At 71.6% G+C, this 17,950-nt stretch carries 16 protein-coding genes, 2 pseudogenes and 1 riboswitch; of the genes and pseudogenes, 10 read left to right on the forward strand and 8 right to left on the reverse strand.

Annotated elements, in window-relative coordinates; translation table 11 throughout:
- Window positions 1-18 precede the first annotated feature (18 nt).
- The gene (locus O7626_RS14020) at window positions 19-3,030 is read right to left on the reverse strand and encodes an SNF2-related protein (protein ID WP_278061611.1); all 3,012 of its coding nucleotides are present in this window, start codon (window positions 3,028-3,030) and stop codon (window positions 19-21) included.
- A gap of 206 nt (window positions 3,031-3,236) precedes the next feature.
- On the opposite strand from O7626_RS14020, the gene def reads away from it, so the two are divergent.
- From def to O7626_RS14035, 3 genes are all read left to right on the forward strand, one after another.
- On the forward strand, window positions 3,237-3,740 hold the full coding sequence (def, locus tag O7626_RS14025; protein WP_278061612.1) for a peptide deformylase: 504 nt from the start codon (window positions 3,237-3,239) through the stop codon (window positions 3,738-3,740).
- A gap of 164 nt (window positions 3,741-3,904) precedes the next feature.
- Window positions 3,905-4,684, forward strand: coding sequence for an endonuclease/exonuclease/phosphatase family protein (locus tag O7626_RS14030; protein WP_278061613.1), 780 nt, complete (start codon window positions 3,905-3,907; stop codon window positions 4,682-4,684).
- A 64-nt stretch (window positions 4,685-4,748) separates the two neighbouring features.
- Complete coding sequence (locus tag O7626_RS14035; protein WP_278061614.1) at window positions 4,749-5,981, forward strand: MFS transporter; 1,233 nt, start codon at window positions 4,749-4,751, stop codon at window positions 5,979-5,981.
- A gap of 24 nt (window positions 5,982-6,005) precedes the next feature.
- Here the strand turns inward: O7626_RS14035 and O7626_RS14040 are convergent, their stop codons facing one another.
- Together O7626_RS14040 and O7626_RS14045 are read right to left on the reverse strand one after the other, a co-directional pair.
- On the reverse strand, window positions 6,006-7,007 hold the full coding sequence (locus tag O7626_RS14040) for a tyrosine-type recombinase/integrase (protein ID WP_278061615.1): 1,002 nt from the start codon (window positions 7,005-7,007) through the stop codon (window positions 6,006-6,008).
- Window positions 7,008-7,137: 130 nt separating this feature from the next.
- Entirely contained in the window at window positions 7,138-7,905 is a 768-nt protein-coding gene (locus O7626_RS14045) for a class I SAM-dependent methyltransferase (protein WP_278061616.1), read from the reverse strand.
- A 444-nt stretch (window positions 7,906-8,349) separates the two neighbouring features.
- On the opposite strand from O7626_RS14045, the gene O7626_RS14050 reads away from it, so the two are divergent.
- Window positions 8,350-8,817 (forward strand): SRPBCC domain-containing protein, encoded by a 468-nt coding sequence (locus tag O7626_RS14050; RefSeq protein ID WP_278061617.1) that lies wholly within the window; start codon window positions 8,350-8,352, stop codon window positions 8,815-8,817.
- The gene (locus O7626_RS14055) at window positions 8,814-9,191 is read left to right on the forward strand and encodes a winged helix-turn-helix domain-containing protein (protein ID WP_278061618.1); all 378 of its coding nucleotides are present in this window, start codon (window positions 8,814-8,816) and stop codon (window positions 9,189-9,191) included. Before O7626_RS14050 ends, O7626_RS14055 begins: the two co-directional genes overlap by 4 nt.
- Window positions 9,192-9,320: 129 nt before the next feature.
- Here the strand turns inward: O7626_RS14055 and O7626_RS14060 are convergent, their stop codons facing one another.
- From O7626_RS14060 to O7626_RS14075, 4 genes are all read right to left on the reverse strand, one after another.
- The gene (locus tag O7626_RS14060; RefSeq protein WP_278061619.1) at window positions 9,321-11,702 is read right to left on the reverse strand and encodes an excinuclease ABC subunit UvrA; all 2,382 of its coding nucleotides are present in this window, start codon (window positions 11,700-11,702) and stop codon (window positions 9,321-9,323) included.
- Window positions 11,703-11,765: 63 nt separating this feature from the next.
- Window positions 11,766-12,176 carry a VOC family protein gene (locus O7626_RS14065; RefSeq protein WP_278061620.1) on the reverse strand — a complete coding sequence of 137 codons (411 nt, stop codon included), beginning with the start codon at window positions 12,174-12,176 and terminating at the stop codon, window positions 11,766-11,768.
- A gap of 5 nt (window positions 12,177-12,181) precedes the next feature.
- Entirely contained in the window at window positions 12,182-12,628 is a 447-nt protein-coding gene (locus tag O7626_RS14070) for a helix-turn-helix transcriptional regulator (RefSeq protein ID WP_278061621.1), read from the reverse strand.
- A gap of 131 nt (window positions 12,629-12,759) precedes the next feature.
- Window positions 12,760-13,488, reverse strand: coding sequence for an SDR family oxidoreductase (locus O7626_RS14075; protein WP_278061622.1), 729 nt, complete (start codon window positions 13,486-13,488; stop codon window positions 12,760-12,762).
- 223 nt (window positions 13,489-13,711) lie between these two features.
- On the opposite strand from O7626_RS14075, the gene O7626_RS14080 reads away from it, so the two are divergent.
- The 5 genes and pseudogenes from O7626_RS14080 to O7626_RS14100 form a co-directional block, all read left to right on the forward strand.
- Window positions 13,712-14,428, forward strand: coding sequence for a hypothetical protein (locus O7626_RS14080; RefSeq protein WP_278061623.1), 717 nt, complete (start codon window positions 13,712-13,714; stop codon window positions 14,426-14,428).
- Between the two features lie 139 nt (window positions 14,429-14,567).
- Window positions 14,568-14,659, forward strand: a riboswitch (ZMP/ZTP riboswitch).
- A gap of 66 nt (window positions 14,660-14,725) precedes the next feature.
- Window positions 14,726-15,314, forward strand: a pseudogene (locus O7626_RS14085) (glycine hydroxymethyltransferase); the annotation flags it as partial.
- A gap of 95 nt (window positions 15,315-15,409) precedes the next feature.
- A complete protein-coding gene (locus O7626_RS14090) occupies window positions 15,410-15,874 on the forward strand; it encodes a winged helix-turn-helix domain-containing protein (RefSeq protein WP_278061624.1) in 465 nt (154 codons plus the stop codon).
- Entirely contained in the window at window positions 15,853-16,458 is a 606-nt protein-coding gene (locus tag O7626_RS14095; protein WP_278061625.1) for a transposase, read from the forward strand. Before O7626_RS14090 ends, O7626_RS14095 begins: the two co-directional genes overlap by 22 nt.
- Before the next feature lie 29 nt (window positions 16,459-16,487).
- Window positions 16,488-16,841: pseudogene (locus O7626_RS14100) on the forward strand (glycine hydroxymethyltransferase); the annotation flags it as partial.
- 199 nt (window positions 16,842-17,040) lie between these two features.
- Here O7626_RS14100 and O7626_RS14105 read toward each other — a convergent pair.
- Window positions 17,041-17,598: a recombinase family protein gene (locus tag O7626_RS14105; RefSeq protein ID WP_278066152.1), complete on the reverse strand. Its 558-nt coding sequence runs from the start codon at window positions 17,596-17,598 to the stop codon at window positions 17,041-17,043.
- Between the last annotated feature and the right edge of the window lie 352 nt (window positions 17,599-17,950).

A 17,950-nucleotide genomic window follows, 5' to 3' on the forward strand; every position in this document is an offset into this window, starting at 1 on the left:
CCCGCCGCACCACGCCACTCACGCCGGCCCCCGCAACTCGACCAGGGACGCCAGCTCGGCGTCGGAGAGCTCGGTCAACGCGGCCTCCCCACCGGACAGGACCGCGTCGGCGAGCTCCCGCTTGACCACGAGCAGGGCGGCGATCCGGTCCTCGACCGTCCCCTCGGCGACCAGCCGGTGCACCTGCACCGGACGGGTCTGCCCGATCCGGTACGCCCGGTCGGTGGCCTGCTCCTCGACGGCCGGGTTCCACCACCGGTCGTAGTGCACCACGTGATCGGCCCGGGTCAGGTTCAACCCCGTGCCGGCCGCCCGTAGCGACAACAGGAAGACCGGCACCTCACCGGCCTGGAACCGGCGTACCTGCTCGTCGCGGCGGGCGACCGGGGTGCCGCCGTGCAACAGCTGTGCCGGTACGCCCCGGTCGCTCATGTGCCGCTCGATCAGCCGGGCCATCGCGACGTACTGGGTGAAGACCAGCAGCGCGCCGCCCTCGGCGAGAATCGTGTCGACCAGCTCGTCGAGCAGCTCCAGCTTGCCGGACCGGCCGGCCAGCCGGGGCCGCGTCTCCCGCAGGTAGTGCGCCGGATGGTTGCACACCTGCTTCAACGAGGTCAGCAGCTCCAGCACCAGACCCCGGCGGGCAATCCCGCTGCTGTCCCGGATCCGCGCCATCGTCTCCCGGACCACCGCCTCGTAGAGACCGGCCTGCTCGCCGGTCAACGCGACCGCATGATCGGTTTCGGTCTTCGGCGGCAGCTCCGGCGCGATGCCCGGATCCGACTTGCGACGGCGCAGCAGGAACGGGGCGACCAGCCGGGCCAGCCGTCGCGCCGCCGCCGGATCCCGGCCGGACTCGACTGGCGCCGCCCAGCGGGCCCGGAACCGGGACAACGGGCCGAGCAGGCCGGGCGTGGTCCAGTCCAGGATCGCCCACAGCTCGGTCAGGTTGTTCTCCACCGGGGTACCGGTGAGGGCGACCCGGGCGGCGGACGGGATCCGGCGCAGCGCCCGGGCGGTACCCGAGGCACGGTTCTTCACGTGCTGTGCCTCGTCGGCGACGACCAGCCCCCACCGCACCCCGGCCAGCCGCTCGACGTCGCGCCGCATCGTCCCGTACGTCGTCAGCAGGAACCCGCCGGTCACCCCGTCCAGGCTGCGCCGGCCGCCGTGGAAGCGCCGCACCGGGACGCCGGGGGCGAACCGGCCGATCTCCCGCTCCCAGTTGCCCAGCAGCGAGGCGGGGCAGACCACCAGGGTCGGGCCGGCGGTCGCCGGATCGGCACCCCGGTGCAGGTGCAGGGCGATCAACGTGATCGTCTTGCCCAGCCCCATGTCGTCGGCGAGGCAGCCACCCAGCCCCAACTCCGTCATCCGGGCCAGCCAGCGCAGCCCGCGCAGCTGGTAGTCCCGCAGGGTGCCGGCCAGCCCGGCCGGTGCCCCGACCGGCTCCGGCCCACCGCGCCGCGACCGCCCACCGGACTGGCCGGGATCGGCGCCCCGGTCCGGCTCGTCATCCCGGTCCGGCTCCCCACCGGTCGGCTCCGGGTCGGCGATCCGGCGCCGCAGCCGGTCCAGCCAACCGGTGGTGTCCACCGGAACGGTCTGCCCGTCGAGTTCGATCGTCCCGGTCAACGCGGCACCGAGCGCCTCGATCGCGCCGACCGGCGGCAGCCCCGGCTTACGGGCCCGGGCGGCCAGCTCAGGGTCGACGAGTACCCACCGGTCACGCAACCGGACCACCGGCCGGTGCGCCTCGGCGAGCACGTCCAGTTCGGCGGCGGTCAGCCGCCGCCCACCGAGGGTCAGCTGCCAATCGACCCGGAGCAGCCCGTCCCCGCCGAAGAAGGCGGGCAGATCCGACGGCGGCTCCTCGACGGCACCGAGTACCGCCCGGGAGGTAAGCCCCTCGACCAGCTCCCGGGGCCAGTGCACCGCCATCCCGGCCGCCGCCAGCCGGCCGGCCGCGCCGGCGACCAGCTCGCCGACCTCCTCGTCGGTCAACAGCAGTTCACCCGGTACGGCGGCGTCGAGCAGGTGCCCCAGCGGCGGCCAGACGCCGGCTGCCCGCCGGATCGCCACCGTGGCGTCCAGCCGGGCCCGGGGGCCGAAGCCGGCGGCGCCGCCGTGCCACAGCGCTGCCGCGTCGGCCACCAGCGCCGGGTCCAGCAGGCTGTGCACCTGCACCACCGCCCGCAGCCCGGGCCGGCTGAGGTCGCCGTCGACCGGCTCCAGCCGTACCGAGACGCGGGTCCCGGGGTCGAGGCCGGCGCGGACCTCCTCGGCCCAGCCGCGCAGCCGGGGCACCGACTGCGGCGCCATCGCGGCGAACGTGTCGGTGCCGGCGGCGTGCCGGGCGGCGGGGGAGCGCGGCAGGATGTCCGCGACCGCGTCGAGGAAACCGCGCAACAGGGCCGCCGGGTCCGGCAGCAGCGGGCCGGCCGGCGGGTCGCTGTCCGGGTCCGCCGGCACCGGATTCGCCCGGGCCAGGGTCGGCATCGCCGCCGCCAGTTCCCGGATCCGGTCCGCGTCGGCCGCGTCCAGCGCCCCGACGGCCCAGGCGTCGACGCCGGCCGGTGACACCGCCGGCAGGATCCGGCGCCGGGCCACCAGGTGCAGCGCCAGCCGCGCCGCCGCCGACCAGTACGCCAGCGCCGGCTCGACCGGCCGGTCCGCAGTCGCCAGCAGCAGCGGCAGTGCCTCGCCGACCGGCAGCCGACGCGCCGGCACCACCCGGATACGCACGCCAGCCCCCTCCGGTACGACCACGGTCAGCTCGCCGCCCCGGCCCGGCTCGTCTACCGGGCGCCCACCGTCGCCCGGGAGCCGACCGTCGCCCGGGAGCCCGCTACCACCCGGGAGTTCGTCGCCGTCCGGGCGCCAGAACACCAGCATCCCGGCCCGGGGCGGATCGGCCGGCTCGAACGCCACGGCGCAGCCGGCCACCCAGCGCTGCTCCGCGTCGTTCCCGGCATCGTCGCCGGGCCGGAGTGGCCGTCCGGCGGGCTCCACCGTCGTCTTCGGTCGCATCTCCGGTCGTCCCCTTCGCCCGCCTGCCCGCCTGCCCGCCCGTGTCCGTGATCGGCGGAGGCACCCCCGTACCAAGCGGCGCCATTATACTGTACAGCGTACGGAAAACTGCCCGGGCCATCCCACGACCTCGGCCACAGGGGAGCGGCGGCGTCACAGCGCACCGGGACACCCCGGGACGGTAACGAACCGATAGGGTTCCGGTCATGACGATGCGGCCCATCCGGATCATCGGAGACCCCGTGCTCCGCACCCCCTGCGAGCCGGTGACCAGCTTCGACACCGAACTACGCGACCTGGTCACCGACCTGATGGACACCCTCCTCGGCGCACCCGGCCGCGCCGGAGTCGCCGCACCGCAGATCGGCATCAGCGCCCAGGTCTTCGTCTACGACGCCGACGGCGAGCGCGGCCACCTCGTCAACCCCACCCTCGAACTCTCCGCCGAGACGCAGGACGACGACGAAGGCTGCCTCTCCATCCCCGGCCTCTACTTCCCGACCCCACGCGCCATGCACGCCACCGCACACGGCTTCGACCAGCACGGCGAACCCTGCACCATCACCGGCAGCGGCTTCCTCGCCCGCGCCCTGCAACACGAGACCGACCACCTCGCCGGCCGCCTCTACGTCGACACCCTGCGCGGCGACACCCGCCGCCACGCCCTACGGGAAATCCGCGCCGGACGGTTCGCCAGCCCCGAACGCTGACCGCACCCGCCCAGCCGACCACGACCCCGCCAGCCGATCAGCGACCCCGCCTGCGCCGCAACCAGACCCCGACCGCGCCCAGCGCCACGAACACCAGCGCGGAACAACACAGCGCTTTGAAGACCACGCCGAAACTGTCGCACATCCCGCCGTAAGGTGTGCAGGTGCGCCTGGCAACCTTCAACCTGCTGAACGGTCGATCCCCGCACGACGGCCTCGTCGACGAGACCCGACTCGCCGCCGCCGTCGCCACCCTCGACGCCGACATCCTGGCCCTCCAGGAAGTCGACCGCGACCAGTCCCGCAGCAACCACCTCGACCTCACCGCCGTCGCCGCCCGGGCGATGAACGCCCCCGAACACCGATTCGCCGCCGCCGTCGTCGGCACCCCCGGCGAACGGTTCCGCCCACTGACCCACGACGACGACGGCCACGGCGAACCCCTCTACGGCATCGGCCTGGTCAGCCGCTACCCGGTCCGCTCCTGGCAGGTCACCCGGCTCTCCCCGGTACCCGTACGCTCCCCGGTCATCGACCCCGGCCCCGGCGGCGGCATCATCCTGCTCCGCGACGAACCCAGGGTCGTCCTCGCCGCCATCCTCGACACCCCGTACGGGCCGATCACCGCCGCCGCCACCCACCTCTCGTTCGTACCCGGCTGGAACATCCGACAACTACGCCAGGTCGTCCGCGCCCTGCGCAGCCTGCCACCACCCCGGATCCTGCTCGGCGACCTCAACCTGCCCGCCGGCCTCGCCACCCTCGTCTCCGGCTGGCGCTCCCTGGCCCGCCGCCCCACCTACCCGGCCGGGCAACCCCGCGTCCAACTCGACCACATCCTCGCCGACCCCCGCGACGGACAACCACTGCCCGCCGTCACCGCCGTCGACACCCCGATCGCCACCATCTCCGACCACCGGCCACTCGTCGTCGACCTCGCCTGACCGCCAGCCTGGCCGGGTCCGTTCCCCGGCCGAGCCACCCACCCGACCCGCCCCGGAGCACACCTTGACCGCCGCCGCCACGGCCGCGCCCACCCGGCAGGCACGCCAGGCCCGCGCCGCCGTCGCCGCGCTGTTCCTCACCAACGGGGCCGTGTTCTTCAGCGTCGTCCCGCGCTACCCGCAGATCAAGGCCGACCTCGGCATCAGCAACGCCGTGCTCGGCACCGCCATCGCCGGGTACTCGATCGGCGCGCTGGTAGCCGGCCTGCTCGCCGGCGCGGCCATCCGCCGGTTCCGCTCCGCCCGGGTGGCGGCCTTCGGGATCGTCACCACCACCATCGCGACACTTGCCGTCCCCGTCGCCCCGACCTGGATCGCCTTCGGCGCCGTGCTGCTCCTCGTGGGCGCACTCGACGCGATCGTCGACGTCGCCCAGAACGCCCACGGCCTGCGGGTGCAGCGGCTCTACGGCCGATCCATCCTCAACTCGCTGCACGGCGTGTGGAGCATCGGCGCGGTCCTCGGCGGTCTGATGGGCTCCGCCGCCGCCGGCCTCGACCTGCCCCTCGCCGTGCACCTGGGCATCTCCGCGGCGACGTGGAGCCTCGTCGCCCTGGTCGCCTACCGGTTCCTGCTACCCGGCCCGGACGACGCCGAACGGACAGCCGAAGTCCGGGACCTGGCCGCCGCGGACGGCCAGCCGGGCGACCCGCCGGCCCGCCCCGGCGGCTGGCGCTCCTGGGGTGGACCCACCGTACGGATGCTCGCCGCGCTGAGCGCGCTGGCCGCGTTCGGCGCCCTGGTGGAGGACTCCGGCGCCTCGTGGGGCGCACTCTTCCTCACCAGCCTGCACGCCAGTGCCGCCGTCGCCGGCCTCGCCGTCGTGGTCTTCCAGGCCGCCATGACGATCGGCCGCCTCGCGGGCGACCGCATCGTGGATCGCTTCGGGCAGCGCCCGGTCGCCAGGGCCGGGGCGGCACTCGCCGCCGTCGGCATGGGTGCCGCCCTCGCAGTACCCTCGGTGGGCACGGCGCTGGCCGGATTCGCCCTCGCCGGCCTCGGGTTCGCCACCCTCGTGCCCGCCGCCATGCACGCCGCCGACGAACTACCGGGAATACCCCACGGGGCCGGCCTGACCATCGTCAGCTGGCTACTGCGCGTGGGCCTGCTGCTGTCCCCACCACTGGTCGGCTTCATCGCCGACCTCACCAGCCTGCGCGTCGGCCTACTCACCGTGGTGGTGGCCGGCATCGCCACCTTCGGCCTCGCCCGGGTCTTCCCGAACCGGACCGGGTGAACCCCACCTCGATCCGGAAACCGCTCACGCCGTCCGCGACGACAGCAGCCGACCCAGCGAACGGTTGGTCCGGTTCGCCCGCACCGCCGCCCGCTCCTGCTCGGCAGTCACCTCGATGTAGCTCTGACTCGTCGCCAGACTCGCATGCCCCAACAGACGCATGATCTCCGGCGCGCTCGCCCCGTCCTCCGCCAACCGGGTCGCGAAGGTGTGCCGCAGCGCGTGCAGCCGCGCTCCCGGCGGCACCCGGTCGGTGATCCCGGCCCGCCGATAGCAGGACTCCACCAGATACTGCAGGCCACCTCGGCGCAGCGGCGCCCCCTGCCGGTCCACCAGCAGCACCGAGTCCGGCCCGACGGTACGGGCGCCGAACCGGCGACGCCGGCTCTCCAGGTAGTCCACGACCACCCGGTCGAGTTCCGGCTCCACCGGAATCAGCCGGGACCGGCTGCCCTTGCCGGTCACCTCGATCCGGCGCTCACCGTCCCGGCCGACCAGCGAACCCGTGCGCAATGCCAGCAGCTCGGCCAGGCGCAGCCCGGCGCAGAGTGCCAGGGCCAGCACCGCGAGGTCCCGCTCCGGCCACGGATCACGCTGCCGCCGGTCGGGCCGGGCCACCCCGTCCAACAACTGCTCCGGCGTGCGTTCGCCGCGCAGCGGTTTCGGTGGGGCAGGAGGCACCCGGGGCTTGTCGACGGCCGGCATCGGGTTGCCGCCGAGCACCTGCTCGGCCACCAGGAAGTCGAAGAAGCCGTTCCAGGTGGACCAGGCCCGGTAGATCGACGCGGCGGCCCGGGGAGCGGCGAACCTCGCGAACGCCGCGCGCAGCGACCGGGCGGTCAGGGCACTGACCGGCAGCGCCGGCAGGGGGAGGGGAGTGGCCAGGCCGTCGGCGACCAACCGGGCGACCGCCAGCAGATCCCGGCGGTACGCGGCCAGCGTGTGCGGGGACGGCTTGCGGGTGGCTCGGGAGATCAGGAACTGTTCGACCAGGGGGAGTAGTAGAAAGTCCTCTTTGTCCTGCATAACGAATATTATGCATGATTTAGGACGATCGAGCGATAGGCGATCTTGATCGGTCGCGACGGGCGACGATCTCCGGGTGGGAGAGAGGGGGTGTCCCACCCGGGGTCGCTGCGGCCGGTACGGAGCGCGGTCACTCCAGCGGCGCGCGGCTGTCGTCGGGGCGATCGTGGGGCGACTTCTGCCAGACCGAGACGTGCGCGCGACTCTCGCCGGTGAACGGCGTACGGTGCCAGTCGCTCCAGCGCCCGACCAGCCGCAACCCGGCCAGCCTCGCCATCAGGTCGAGTTCGGCGGGCCAGACGTAGCGGTGGGGCGAGGAGAACGTACGCAGCCGCTCGTCCAGCACCCAGTAGTGGCGCGAGTACGCCAGCTGCGCCGTCAGGTCGTACTCCTCGAAACCGAGGTGGGTCGGCGTGGCGGTGAAGACCCGTACGGTCTCACCGGGAGGCAACTGGCGAATCCCCGGGATGTAGTTCTCCACCACGAAACAGCCGCTGGGCTCCAGGTGCCGGGCGGCGTTGCCGAACGCCGCCACCTGCTCGTCCTGGCTGGTCAGGTTCGTGATCGTGTTGCGCACCAGGTACACGACGCGGAACGTCGCGTCGACCCGGGCGGTGGCCAGGTCGCCGACGGTGACACCGACGTCTCCGCCGCCGGGATGGGACCGGAGCTGGTCGACCATGGCGCGGGACAGCTCGATCCCGTGCACGGGCACGCCCCGGCGGGTAAGCGGCACCGCGAGGCGCCCGGTGCCGACGCCGAATTCGAGCGCCGGACCGGTGCCGGCCAGCTCGGCCAGGAAATCGACGGCCGGGTCGACGACGGCGGGGTCGAACAGCTCCGGCCAGAGCGTCTCGTACCGCTGCGCGATCCACTCGTCGAAGAAGGTCTCGGCCATACCGCGAAGCGTCGCTCCGACCATCCGGCGCCGCCACCGATTTCCCGCCCGCCGTGCCCCGGTCGGGGCGGCCCGAAGTTGGCAGGTTGACATAATGTACATTATCGACCTCGCGTTATCGCTGTCGAGCGAGGGCTTCCCGGCGGCTCGGCCGCCCCGACGACAGCCTCCGACTCGACGGCCGCTGTCGCTTCGGTCGCGCCGCCTGGACGCACGTCGCCGACCAGTGGCGACCACCGTCGGGATTGCCGGCGGCCTCTCGGTGGCCTCGTGTCCCGCGTGCCGCCGAGGGTCCTCATGGGTGCGCCGTTCGGCGTCGAACACGTGTGCTCCCCCCTGTGGCGGTGGCTTTCGTGCGGCCCTGTTATGCAACCGGCGGTTGCGCGTCGCTGAGTGGATCGGCTAGCGTGATGTGCAACCAAACGTTGCGGAAAGGTGGCAGACATGGAGTTCGGAACGATCGAGCGGGAGATCCACGTCGACGCGGCACCCGAGGTCGTCTTCGACGTGGTCAGCAGTCCCGAGCATCTGCGCGAGTGGTGGCCGGACGAGGCGGAGTACCCGGCGGTGCCCGGCGGTGCGGGCCGGATCGGCTTCGGGGACTTCTCGCCGGACGGGACCTGGGTGCAGTTCGCGGTCGTCGACGCCGTACCGCCGCGGCTCTTCTCCTTCCGGTGGACGCACGACGAGGGGCAGCGTGCCGTGCCGGGCAATTCGCTGCTGGTCGTCTTCGAACTGGAGCCGGCGGATGGTGGGACGCGGCTGCGGATGACCGAGAGCGGCTTCCGGGAGCGCGGCTGGGACGAGGCGAAGGCCGCCGCCGAGTACGCCGATCATGTCACCGGCTGGGACTTCTACCTGCCGCGACTGCCGGTGTACGCGGCACGGGTCGGTGCGGGCGCCCGACGGTGAGGGTGGACGACGACCTCTGGTCGGCGGTCGGCGACCCGATCCGGCGTCGGATGCTCGACCTGCTGCTCAGTGCGGGCGGCGGGACGGCGACCAGCCTGAGCGAGCGGTTGCCGGTGACCCGGCAGGCGGTGGCGAAGCATCTGGTCGTCCTCGACCGGGTGGGTCTGGTGCGGGCCAGCACCGTCGGCCGGGAGCGGCAGTTCCGGGTCGACCAGGCCCAGCTCGCCCGTGCTGTCGCCCAGCTCGCCGAGGTGGGGACCGCCTGGGACGCCCGGCTGCGCCGGATCAGGCGCATCGCGGAGGCGGTACAGCGCGACCGGGACCCGGATGGGGACGGGACAGCGGACGGGGACCGGTCGGCAGAAGGGGGATGACTCGCTGCGCACCCGGTCGGCTCCGCCGGTGCCGGTGCCGGTGCCGGCCGCGACCGGCACGGCGACGGGGGCCCGTCCGGGCACCGCGAACGGCGGTGCCCGGACGGGGATCGTCCGGGGTGACGGCGGTCAGCGGCCGACGTAGGCGGCGAGGTGCTGGCCGGTGAGGGTGGTACGGGCGGCGACCAGGTCGGCGGGGGTGCCTTCGAAGACGACCTGGCCGCCGTCGTGGCCGGCGCCGGGGCCGAGGTCGACGATCCAGTCGGCGTGCGCCATGACCGCCTGGTGGTGTTCGATGACGATCACCGACTTGCCGGAGTCGACGAGCCGGTCGAGCAGGCCGAGCAGTTGTTCGACGTCGGCGAGGTGCAGGCCGGTGGTCGGTTCGTCGAGGATGTAGGTGCCGCCCTTGCTGCCCATGTGGGTGGCGAGTTTGAGCCGCTGCCGCTCGCCGCCGGAGAGGGTGGTGAGGGGTTGGCCGAGGCTGAGGTAGCCGAGTCCGACGTCGGCGAGCCGGTCGAGGATGCTGTGCGCGGCGGGTGTCTTCGCGTCGCCGGTGCCGAAGAACTCCTCGGCTTCGGTGACCGACATCGCGAGTACTTCGGCGATGTTGCGGCCGCCGAGGGTGTATTCGAGTACGGAGGCCTGGAACCGCCTGCCTTCGCATTCCTCGCAGGTGGATTCGACGGTGGCCATGACGCCGAGGTCGGTGTAGATCACCCCGGCGCCGTTGCAGGTGGGGCAGGCGCCTTCGGAGTTGGCGCTGAACAGGGCCGGCTTGACGCCGTTGGTCTTGGCGAACGCCTTGCGGATCGGGTCTAGCAGTCCGGTGTAGGTGGCCGGGTTGCTGCGCCGTGAGCCGCGGATGGCGACCTGGTCGATCGAGATGACCCCGTCGCGGCCGGCGACGGAGCCGTGGATGAGTGAGCTCTTGCCGGAGCCGGCGACGCCGGTGACGACGCAGAGCACTCCGGTCGGGATGTCGACGTCGACGTCGCGCAGGTTGTGGGTGGCGGCGCCGCGGATCTCCAGTTTGCCGGTGGGGGTGCGTACGGTTTTCTTGAGGGTGGCGCGGTCGTCGAGGTGTCGGCCGGTGACGGTGTCGCTGCGGCGTAGTCCGTCGACGGTGCCTTCGAAGCAGACGGTGCCGCCGTTGGTGCCGGCGCCGGGGCCGAGGTCGACGACGTGGTCGGCGATGGCGATCGTCTCGGGTTTGTGTTCCACGACGAGTACGGTGTTGCCCTTGTCCCGCAGGCGCAGCAGTAGGTCGTTCATCCGTTGGATGTCGTGCGGGTGCAGTCCGATCGTCGGTTCGTCGAAGACGTAGGTGACGTCGGTGAGGGCGCTGCCGAGGTGGCGGATCATCTTGGTGCGTTGCGCCTCTCCCCCGGACAGTGTGCCGGAGGGGCGGTCGAGGGAGAGGTATCCGAGTCCGATCTCGGCGAAGGAGTCGAGCAGGTGTTGCAGGCCGGCGAGGAGCGGGGCGACCGATGGTTCGTCGAGGTCGCGGATCCAGTCGGCCAGGTCGCTGATCTGCATGGCGCAGACGTCGGCGATGTTCTTACCCTTGATCTTCGAGGAGCGGGCTTCCTTGCTCAGCCGGGTGCCGGCGCATTCGGGGCAGGTGGTGAAGGTGATCGCCCGGTCGACGAAGGCGCGGATGTGCGGTTGGAGTGCGTCGACGTCCTTGGACAGGAACGACTTCTGGATCTTGGGGATCAGTCCTTCGTAGGTCAGGTTGATCCCGTCCACCTTGATCTTGGTGGGTTCCTTGTGCAGCAGGTCGTGCAGTTCCCGCTTGGTGTACTTGCTGATTGGCTTGTCCGGGTCGAAGAAGCCGCAGCCGCGGTAGATGCGGCCGTACCAGCCGTCCATGCTGTAGCCGGGGATGGTGAGGGCGCCCTCGTTGAGGGAGAGACTGTCGTCGTAGAGCGCGGTCAGGTCGAAGTCGGTGACCGAGCCCATCCCCTCGCAGCGCGGGCACATGCCGCCGAGCCGGGTGAAGGTCGCCTTCTCCGTCTTGGTCTTGCCGGCGCCGCGTTCCACGGTGATCGCACCGCTGGCCTTCACCGAGGGGACGTTGAACGAGTACGCGTTCGGCGAGCCGATGTGCGGGTCCCCGAGCCGGCTGAAGAGGATCCGCAGCATGGCGTTGGCGTCGGTCGCGGTGCCGACCGTGGAGCGGGGGTTGGCGCCCATCCGTTCCTGGTCGACGATGATCGCCGTCGTCAGCCCGTCGAGCAGGTCGACCTCGGGTCGGGACAGCGACGGCATGAAGCCCTGTAGGAAGGCGCTGTAGGTTTCGTTGATCAGCCGCTGTGACTCGGCGGCGATGGTGCCGAACACGAGTGAGCTCTTGCCGGAGCCGGAGACGCCGGTGAAGACCGTCAGCCGGCGCTTCGGGATCTCGACGTCGACGTCCTTGAGGTTGTTCTCCCGGGCGCCCTGTACCCGGATCAGGTCGTGACTGTCGGCGGCGTACGGGGCCGACGCCCCGGTCTCGGTGGCCATGCTTATCGAATCTCCATCGGGCTCTGCGGTCGGGATCGGTGGTGGTCGTCCTGGACGCCCCGGTCAGCCGATCTGGTTGATCCGGATCAGGTTGCCGGTGGGGTCCCGGAAGGCGCAGTCGCGGATGCCGTACGGCTGGTCGGTCGGCTCCTGGACGACGTCGGCGCCGCTGGCCTGGAGCCGGTCGAAGACGCCGTCGAGGTCGTGGGTGGCCAGGGTGATGGCAGTGTAGGTGCCCTTGGCGATCAGTTCGAGGATGGTGCGCCGCTCGTCGTCGGTGATGCCGGGGTCGGCGGCCGGCGGGTGCAGCACGATGGAGGTGCCCGGCTGTTCGACGGGGCCGACGGTGATCCACCGCATTCCGGAGTATCCGACGTCGTTGCGGACCTCGAAGCCGAGGACGTCGCGGTAGAAGCCCAGGGCGGCGTCCGGGTCTGTCTGCGGAAGGAAGGCCGAGTGAATGGTGATGTCCATGCCGGTCACGCTAGTTGTGGCCGCACGGGCCCCGCTTCTCGATTCCTGATCGGTCTGGTCACCTGTTTGGCCAGGCAGGACGGCAATTCGCCGGTCCCGTCCGCCACCCGGGCCCGGTAGGTGCTCGGCGGCATGCCGACCAGTTCGGTGAAGCGGGTGCTGAAGGTGCCCAGGGAGGAGCAGCCGACCGTGAAACAGACTTCGGTGACGCTGAGGTCGCCGCGGCGCAGCAGCGCCATCGCGCGCTCGATGCGCCGGGTCATCAGGTACGAGTAGGGCGACTCCCCGTAGGCCTGCCGGAACTGGCGGCTGAGGTGGCCGGCGGACATGTTCACGCCCCGGGCCAGCGCCTCGACGTCCAGCGGCCGTGCGTGCTCCCGGTCGATGCGGTCGCGGACGCGGCGCAGCCGGGCCAGGTGCCGCAGGTGCTGTTCGGCGGAGGTGCTGGTCACCTGGGCGATGGTGCCATGTCGTGGCAGGGGTTGCCCAGGTGGCGGCTGCCGGTCGTCGGGTTTGTACCTGTGACCTGCTGTCCGGTGCCGTTTCCGCGTTCTGTCCGAACCGCGGGATTCCGGCTGGCCGGTCAGCGGCCACCGGCGACGCGGAGCACGGTGCCGGTGGTGTAGCTGGCGCCGGGGCCGAGCAGCCAGGTGATCGCGGCGGCGACCTCGTCGGGTTCGCCGGCCCGGCCCAGCGGGATGGCGGCGGCGGCCTGGTCCGGCCGGTCCGGTTGACCGGAGCGGGCGTGGATCTCGGTGCGGATGATGCCGGGGGCGACGGCGTTGACCCGGATGCCGCGCGGGCCGAGTTCCTTGGCCAGGCCGACGGTCAGGGTGTCGGTGGCGGCCTTGACCGCGGCGTAGTGCACGTACTCGCCGGGGCTGCCGAGGGTGGCGGCGCCGGAGGAGACGTTGACGATGGCGCCGCCGGGACGCATCCGGCGGGCGGCCTGTTGGGCGCAGAGGACGTACCCGATCAGGTTGACGTCGACGACGTGCCGCAGGTCGTCGACGGTGAGCTCGGTGAACGGGCCGATCGGGCTGGTGACGCCGGCGTTGTTGACCAGGCCGGTCAGCTCGCCGAGTTCGCCGGCCCGGTCGAAGAGCCGGGTCACCTGGTCGGGGTCGGTGGTGTCGGCGCGGACGGCGAGGCAGCGGCGTCCGGCGGCGGTGACGTCCCGGACCACCTCGTCGGCGGCGGTGCCGTCGCTTCGGTAGCAGAAGACCAGGTCGTGCCCTTCGGCGGCGAGCTGGCGCACGGTCGCGGCGCCGATCCCCCGGCTGCCGCCGGTCACCACCGTCAGTGGAGTCACGCGTCGTCTCCCTCGCTCGTCGCGTCGCGTCGTCGGGCCGTCCGGTGCCCCGGGGGTCCGGTAGCAGGCGATCCTGCCAGGCGCGGGCCGGTCGGGGCGGATCGGGGCCGGCCGGTACGCTCCCCCGGTTCTGTTGATCTCGGATCGGTGTGTCCGTCTCGACGTTGTCGGGCCGGCCTGGTAGTAAGTCAGAAATCAAACAGGTGTACGGAAGAGGGGTTCGATGGCTGCCGCGCGTACCGCCGACCAGGGGTTGTCCACCGAGGAGTTGCAGCAGATCAGGGACGCGTTGGCGGGCGGTCGCAAGCCGAAGGTGGTGTTCACCGAGGCTGCTGGGCAGATCGCCGGTCAGCTCGGTCAGGTGGTGGAGTTGACCGATCCGGAGGTCTCCGAGGAGTGGGTGGTGGTCCGGTTCGGCCGCGACGAGTTGCCGTTCTCCCCGACCGACCTGGCGATCGCGCCGAAGGGTGCGACGGGGCGGCGGGCGCCGGCCCGGTCCGAGCCGGAGCCGGTCGCCGAACCAGAGTTCAAGATTGTCCGGGAGCCGGTTCCGGTACCCCGCAAGGAGGCAGCAGTGACCGCAGTGGACACGCCCCCGGCCAGCCCGGCGGGCGGCGAGGGCGAGCCGAAGCCGGTCCGGCGGGCGGCCAAGGCGACGAAACCGAAGGGTCCGGCCGGCCTGACGGTGACGTTGACGTACGCCGACGGCGAGTGGACGCTGGCGGCGGCTCAGGGTACGAAGTCGCTGGCCAAGCCGTACATGATCAAGCCGGCCGAGGCGTTGAAGATGATCGCGCTGATCGACGTACCCGGGGTGCACGAGGCGGTCGAGCAGATCATGGCGGTGGAGCGGCGGGAGGCCGAGCAGCAGGCGGAGAAGCTGCGGGCCGAGCTGGCGGAGATCGAGGCGCGGCTGGCGGAACTGCGCGACGCGGGCTGAGCCGCGCCCCGGGCCGGGGTGCGGAGCCGGCCGCGGCTGCGGGCCGGGCCGCCGGCCGCGATCCGGCGAGGGGCGCGGGGGCGGATCGTCGCCGGTCCGGTGCGGCGGGTCGCCCGGGACCGGGCGGGTTGGTACGCTCGGCCCGGACCGTGACTGGCGTGCTCGGGATGGGGTCAACCATCGGGAAGCGGTCCCGTCGAGTGACGTGTGCCGTGCGCCTGGGCCGATTTTCCCGCCCAGGAGGTTCGCATGGCAGATCAGCTGTCCCAGCCCGTTGCCCAGCCCGGTTCGGCACAGGTGTCCCCGCTCGGCACCAAGTCGGTCGCGTTCCGCGCGGCGCTCGACGTGGTGCGTGCGGTGGAGCCCCGGATCGCCGACGCGATCGGTACGCCTCCCCGGCGGTACTGCTGGCGATGGGCAACTGGTTCAGCGACAAGTACGCCGAGGGCACGGTCGGGCGCCGGTTCTACGCCGGCTGCCGCAACGTCGACACGGTGGAGTCGGTGGCGGCCGAACATGCCCGGGAGCTGTTCGGGGCGGCGCACGCGTACGTGCAGCCGCACTCCGGGATCGACGCGAACCTGGTGGCGTTCTGGGCGGTGCTCGCCGACCGGGTGGAGGCGCCGGCCCTGCGCCGGGCCGGGGTCCGGCAGGTCAACGAGCTGACCGAGGCCGACTGGGCGGTGCTCCGGCGGGAGCTGGGCGACCAGCGGATGCTGGGCATGTCGTTGGACGCGGGCGGGCACCTGACGCACGGGTTCCGGCCGAACATCTCCGGCAAGATGTTCGACCAGCGCAGTTACGGCACCGACCCGGGTTGCTGGACTACGCCGAGGTGCGCCGGATCGCCCACCAGTTCCGGCCGCTGATCCTGATGGCCGGCTACAGAGGTTGAAAGGCTGACGTCCTTCGACGTGTTCGCGTGATCTGCGTCGATGGTTTGGGTAGGTCGGGGTGATGAGGTATCCGGCTGGTGGTGGCATGAACGCGGCAGCCCGGGTCCGGCGTGAGAAGGTCCGGATCCAGGCCGCGACGATGTTCGAGGAGTCCAAAACGACGACGAAGATCGCTTCTGAACTGCGGGTTTCCGAGAAGTCCGTCCGTGAGTGGCGACGTAGGTGGGTAGCCGGCGGAACGAACGCCCTGGCATCGACCGGGCCGGGCGGCTCGGACTGCAAACTCTCCGCCGAGCAGCGCAAAGAACTCACGGAGATGCTCGATGAAGGTCCTCTGGCCCACGGCTGGCCCGACGCCCGGTGGACGCTGGCCCGGGTCGCCGAGGTCATCGAACGCCGTTTCGCGGTCGGCTACACCCTGCGCGGGGTGTCCTATCTACTGCACCGCCTGGGCTACAGCCAGCAGGTCCCGACCCGTCGGGCGGTCGAACGTGACCCGGAGGCGATCGCGACCTGGCACCGTAGGCGGTGGCCGTCGGTAAGAGATTAGCCGCAGCCCGCGGCGCCTGGATCTGCTTCCAGGACGAGGCAGGACAGGTCCTCCGCCCACCGGTGAGCAGGACCTGGGCCCGACGCGGACACACACCCGTCGTCAAGGTGTCCGGCAAGGGCTCCGGCCGGATCTCGATCGCCGGCCTGGTCTGCCTCAAGCCCGGACAACGAGGCCGGCTCATGTGGCGCACCCGGCTACACCGAGGCCGCGCCGGCGAACGCGGCAGCTTCAGCAAGGACGACTACATCGCCTTCCTCGACCAGGCCCACCGACGCCTCCAGGCGCCGATCGTGCTGATCTGGGACAACCTCAACGTGCACGTCAGCCGCCGCATGCACGCCCTGATCGCCGCCCGGACCTGGCTGACCGTGATCCGGCTACCCGCCTACGCACCCGACCTCAACCCCACCGAGGGTGTCTGGCGCTGGATGAAACGCGGCCTGACCAACATCGCCGCCAACGGCGTCGACCACCTCGCCGACCTGGTCAGACAACGACTACGAGCCTGCCAGCACCAGACCGATCTCCTCGCCGGCTTCTTCGCCAACACCGGCATGACCCTCGACCCCGAACCACCGTGACGACCCGAACGTCAGCCTTTCAAGCTCTGTATTCGGCGTATCCGCGGCGGGTGAACTTCCGGCTGATGCGGGAGATCGCCGACGAGGTCGGCGCGACGCTGATGGTCGACATGGCGCACTTCGCCGGCCTGGTCGCCGGGAAGGTGTTCGCCGGTGACTTCGACCCGGTGCCGCACGCCCACCTGGTGACGTCGACGACGCACAAGTCGCTGCGGGGTCCGCGCGGCGGAATGGTGTTGTGCGGGCCGGAGCTGGCCGGCCAGGTCGACCGGGGCTGCCCGATGGTGCTCGGTGGACCGCTGCCGCACGTGATGGCGGGCAAGGCGGTCGCGTTGGCGGAGGCCCGGCGGCCGGAGTTCGCCGCGTACGCGGAACAGGTGTTGACGGCCCTTGACGCCTGATCTTGTAAAAAACGGCGGTAGCTGACCGCATTTCTCTTGCCCGGCGACGACCCTCACCGGCTGCTGGCCGAGGACGACTTGGAATCAGGATTGGACGGTGGTGTCAGGTGTCAGCCAGCCCCGGGCCGGTTTGGTGAGCCTGAGCCCTCTGTGTCGTTGTCCGCAGGTCAGGAGTAGTCGGTCATCTGGCGTTGTCTTGGAGCGGCAGGTGCCGGTACACGCTGGCTCGGGAGACGCCGAGGGCCTTGGCGATCTGGGTGGGGCTTTCCCCGTTGGCGTGGCGGGCTCGGGCGGCGGCCAGCTTGTCTGGGTCCATGACGATGGGTCGGCCACCGGTGCGGCCTTGGGCGCGGGCGGCGGCCAGGCCGGCCACGGTCCGTTGGTGGATCATGTGTCGTTCGAGTTCGGCGAAGGCGGCCATCATGGTGAAGAAGAACTTGCCTTCCCCGGTGGGGTGGTAGCTGCCGGCGAGTGTGCCGGTGAGGATGCGCACGCCGATGCCGCGTTCGTGTAGGTCCTCGGCGATGGTCAGGACGTCTTTGACCGAGCGGCCGAGGCGGTCGAGTTTCCAGACGCATAGCGTGTCGCCGGGTCGGAGGTAGTCCAGTGCCGCGGCGAGGCCGGGGCGGTCGGTGGCGCGGGTGGAGATTTTCTCCTCGAAGATGCGGCCGCAGCCGGCCTCGGAGAGGGCGTCGCGTTGGAGTTGGAGGTCTTGGCCGTCGGTGGACACGCGGGCCAGGCCGACAAGGTTGTGATGGGTGCTCGCTACGGCGGTTACTGTCGCAGAACCCGTCTCACAAGTCCAGTGTCACGACCGATGTTGTGAGACGGGTTGTGGACGCAGTTTCGGTGGTCTTGGTGATCGCCGGGCGACCGTCTCAAATTCCTTCGTTTCTGGCCAAGATCAGGTTGACGTCTCGGCGCTGCAGGCCAAGACCCGATCAAGATCGGGCCACTGAACGGGCCTCGGACACACACGGAGAGTCGCCAGCTTCGACAGCGGGTTACGAGCGGATTGCGGCAGATGTGCGCGCCTGACCTCGGTTGACGAGTGCCTGCATTGGAAGATGTACCGTGCGTCGGCGAGTAGC

The organism is Micromonospora sp. WMMD1102, from assembly GCF_029626265.1.
GTDB lineage: Bacteria > Actinomycetota > Actinomycetes > Mycobacteriales > Micromonosporaceae > Plantactinospora.

What these genes read in the sequence shown, in the direction of transcription:
- O7626_RS14080 (WP_278061623.1), top strand. Translation starts at nt 13,712, where the DNA reads ATGGCTGCCGCGCGTACCGCCGACCAGGGGTTGTCCACCGAGGAGTTG.
- O7626_RS14060 (WP_278061619.1), bottom strand. Translation starts at nt 11,702, where the DNA reads ATGGCCACCGAGACCGGGGCGTCGGCCCCGTACGCCGCCGACAGTCAC.
- O7626_RS14050 (WP_278061617.1), top strand. Translation starts at nt 8,350, where the DNA reads ATGGAGTTCGGAACGATCGAGCGGGAGATCCACGTCGACGCGGCACCC.
- O7626_RS14090 (WP_278061624.1), top strand. Translation starts at nt 15,410, where the DNA reads ATGAACGCGGCAGCCCGGGTCCGGCGTGAGAAGGTCCGGATCCAGGCC.
- def (WP_278061612.1), top strand. Translation starts at nt 3,237, where the DNA reads ATGACGATGCGGCCCATCCGGATCATCGGAGACCCCGTGCTCCGCACC.
- O7626_RS14020 (WP_278061611.1), bottom strand. Translation starts at nt 3,030, where the DNA reads ATGCGACCGAAGACGACGGTGGAGCCCGCCGGACGGCCACTCCGGCCC.
- O7626_RS14040 (WP_278061615.1), bottom strand. Translation starts at nt 7,007, where the DNA reads ATGCAGGACAAAGAGGACTTTCTACTACTCCCCCTGGTCGAACAGTTC.
- O7626_RS14065 (WP_278061620.1), bottom strand. Translation starts at nt 12,176, where the DNA reads ATGGACATCACCATTCACTCGGCCTTCCTTCCGCAGACAGACCCGGAC.
- O7626_RS14045 (WP_278061616.1), bottom strand. Translation starts at nt 7,905, where the DNA reads ATGGCCGAGACCTTCTTCGACGAGTGGATCGCGCAGCGGTACGAGACG.